This window comes from Paenisporosarcina sp. OV554, assembly GCF_003058165.1.
GTDB lineage: Bacteria > Bacillota > Bacilli > Bacillales_A > Planococcaceae > Paenisporosarcina.
Window position 1 is genome coordinate 1 of the sequence record NZ_QBUC01000056.1, and the last position, 3,274, is coordinate 3,274.

A 3,274-nucleotide genomic window follows, 5' to 3' on the forward strand; every position below is an offset into this window, starting at 1 on the left:
CCTCTGCCCCTTTAGCGAGGGATTTAATCGTTTCGTAGTCTTCCGACGAAATTTCGATGGTTCTAGTGCCATTTAAACCCATCTTCGCTTTGAGGGTAGGCTTGTCTTTTACGGGGATGTTATCGACTTGCTGCTCGACCTCGTACACCTTCGTCACGTCTTGTAACTTGGTTTCTAGGTCTTTGACTTGCTGATCCAGCGTATCTGCCTTGAATTTCTGCGTTTCAATGTGTTCACGCTTTGACCCTTTTTCGCCACGCTCAATGTCAAATCCGAGTTTCTGCATGTGTTTGGGAAACTCGTCTTGAATCCAGAGCAGCTCTTGTCTGTTGAATATGTTTTTGCCTTGTAACTTGCCGTCCCGCATCGGGACGATGCCTAAGTGAAGATGGGGGGTGCGCTCGTCATGATGTACCGTGGCATAAGCTACATTTTGTTTTCCGTATCGTTCCGAAAACAAGGTGCAGCTTTCCTCGAAAAATTGTTTTTGTTTATCAGGAGTCAGCTTGTCAAAAAAAACGGTATCACTGGTAATCAATAACTCGTTGACCAAGACCGCATCTTTTCGTGTTTTTCGTTCCCCTATTTTTTGTGAACCAATAATCTCTTTGACTCGTTTGTTGTAATCAATCTTTTCCACGTTCACCAAATCGTAATTTAAATGCCGATTTACTGGATCGATATCAGGATTGGTTCGACTCTCTTTTTCTCGTTGGTTATGAAATTGAATTCCTTTCACATCATGTGATTTTATCTTCACCATTCGAGCCACTACAAAGCTCATACCATTCCCTCCAATCGCGCGATTTTACCGGCAGTACTTCCAAGAAAAGTATAACACACTATACTTTACATGCGTAAAGGTGTGCTCTCCGAGGGTGAGTGCAGGGGTGACTTCATCCTGGTGGATGCTGTCCTTCCCCCAGTTCAAGCGCAAGAAAAAATCGTCCGGCTGCGGACGTTCTTTTCCCTGAGATCAAGAGCAGAAGTTGCCCCTTTGGAAAGGGGCAACCCACCAACCAAAACCCCCTCGCCGGGAGGCAGGTTCTCACATGGGGTGAGAACCAAAAACAGGGTGAAGAATCACCTCACGTGTCCACTCCTTAAATTCCTTTCACTACCGTTCCAGTCAGACATTTACCGTTGACACTTCTCGTGGTGCTTCCCTTCTGGAAAAAAATAAAAAGACAGTTATTACGGTCTTTTTTCACTTGAAATACACATGATTCATCAATAATTAAATGTTAATTAAGGGTGAATAAGGTATACTAACAATGATAATTATATTATATATATCGTCTATTAATTAAAGGTGAATCAGGTTTATTTAATAGTTAATTAAGGTTGAAAAGGTTAATGGAAATCCTTAATTCCAAAAAGAAGGGAATGGGAGGTAATAAAATGAGTGAATTAGAATGGGTTTCTATTGGAAAAGTTGCTGAAAAATTTGATATCGAGCTTCCTCGATTAAGGGTTTGGTGCAATAAAGGGTTAATTGAATCGGATAAACGTTCGACTGGACGTTGGATTCCATCGACGGAATTTCCAAAAATCGAAAAAGTTAAAGAGGTTTTTGCAAGTGGTGGAAACGTGACTTTCGTGGACGTTAAAGAAGAGTTAATTAAACATAATTTATATAATAATTTGCAACGAAAAGAAGAAGAAGAAGTAAAAGCAAAAGAGATGGCTGTGATTTTAGAAAAAGCCCTTGAAAAATCCGGCGCTGCGGAACTCTTCCAAACAATTGCAGTCGAATTTTCAACAATGAGAAAAGAGATTTTGGAACTACGGGGAATCGTAGAGAATCAAACAAAATTACTCGGAAATCAAGAAACAATGAAAAATCAAGATACTAAAAATGAAATTTCAGAAATAAAGAAGCAAAATGAAGAACTTAAGAATCTTTTGGGGGATTTACTCAAACAAAAAGAAAAGGCTGAAGAAGTAGTTAAGGAGCCAGTAAATAAGGGATTCCTATCTCGGATTTTTGGTAAATAGACCACTGTTCTGAGTCAGAATCAAAAAAAGACCTTCTCTTTTTATAGAAAAGGTCTTTAGTCGTCATCCTCAAACATACTTCAATGCAGATGGATGTTAACTTCTCCGACAAACTGTTTTAAATCTTCCACAATGAAACTAATGGCATCGTTTGTTTTATATTTTTCCTCAACCGTAATCTGGACAACATAATCCTCAAATTCATCAATGTCCATATGAAGTACTAAATCATGCAAGTCAAGATACGTCAGAAAAACATAAGATGCCGTTCTCTTATTTCCGTTAACAAAAATATGATCATTTGAAATCGAATGAAGATACACACAAGCCTTTTCTAAAATGCTCGGAAACGTTTCTTCACCAAACAGTATAGTTTGGGGTCTTTTCAACATTGATTCAAAACGATCCAAGTATTTAATGCCCGCATTCGCTGAATCATTTGTTTCTTCCATTACATGTTCGTGCATTAACATAATCTCTTCTGCATTAAATGTGTATGCTTTCAATTATATTTCCCCTTACAGACGACTATCTGTCTTTCAAATTCTCAAACATTCCCTTATATTTATTCATAGTTCTATCCATTGATTTTAACAATTTTGGATTAATATTCATATCCTGATAATTTACTTTTTTTCTCATTTTCACTTCTCCAGTTTCCTCATTGAAAACCCATTCGATATCTTTTCCTCTTTCGAGATCCATTTGTTCAATAATATATTTTGGAATTGTCACAGACCAACTGTTGCCTGTTTTCGTTATTCTTCTTGATTCAATCTTCTCTTTATCCATTTCGATCACACTCATTTCTGCATATCTCCCTTCTATCTTAACTAAATTATATGCAGCCTATACCTGAACAGTACTAACTTCTATTACTGTAATGATAGTAATTACAATATTAACATGTTTTTCCCGGTGTATTCAATTGTAAACATGAAAATAAGGGACCTTAGGTCCTTATTTTCTTTCGATAACCTAATGTGGTCAGGTTTTGTTCAGAAAACCAGGAGTTAATGAACACCCTATATTTACAGTGTTTTCTGAGGGTTAACTCTTTCATTAGTGTTCAAGAACTCGTTCAACAATCTAAGTTCAGTAACCTATACGACACTAAGTATAGGTACACGATTGAAATCTAGGCCATAAGAAAAAGCCGCCTTGTAAAGGCAGCCGGTTCATCAACTAAAGCACCCGTTGGTTAAAATAGAATTCTTTTTATTTTTGAACATTAGATGTATTCTTTTCACTTTTCGTTTCTGAGTAGGGCATTTTT

General features: G+C 37.3%; 4 protein-coding genes. 1 reads left to right on the forward strand and 3 read right to left on the reverse strand.

Going from position 1 to position 3,274, the window contains the following annotated elements; all coding sequences use genetic code 11:
* Positions 1–784 (reverse strand): MobV family relaxase (gene mobV / locus C8K15_RS19740; protein WP_146173690.1); only part of this gene is annotated, 784 nt, incomplete at its 3' end.
* A gap of 617 nt (positions 785–1,401) precedes the next feature.
* Here mobV and C8K15_RS19745 point away from each other — a divergent pair.
* Entirely contained in the window at positions 1,402–1,998 is a 597-nt protein-coding gene (locus C8K15_RS19745; protein WP_108588094.1) for a hypothetical protein, read from the forward strand.
* Between the two features lie 80 nt (positions 1,999–2,078).
* On the opposite strand, the gene C8K15_RS19750 is transcribed toward C8K15_RS19745, so the two are convergent.
* Together C8K15_RS19750 and C8K15_RS19755 are read right to left on the reverse strand one after the other, a co-directional pair.
* The gene (locus C8K15_RS19750; protein ID WP_108588095.1) at positions 2,079–2,504 is read right to left on the reverse strand and encodes a type II toxin-antitoxin system death-on-curing family toxin; all 426 of its coding nucleotides are present in this window, start codon (positions 2,502–2,504) and stop codon (positions 2,079–2,081) included.
* A 22-nt stretch (positions 2,505–2,526) separates the two neighbouring features.
* Positions 2,527–2,805: an AbrB/MazE/SpoVT family DNA-binding domain-containing protein gene (locus C8K15_RS19755; RefSeq protein ID WP_233260591.1), complete on the reverse strand. Its 279-nt coding sequence runs from the start codon at positions 2,803–2,805 to the stop codon at positions 2,527–2,529.
* Positions 2,806–3,274 lie beyond the last annotated feature (469 nt).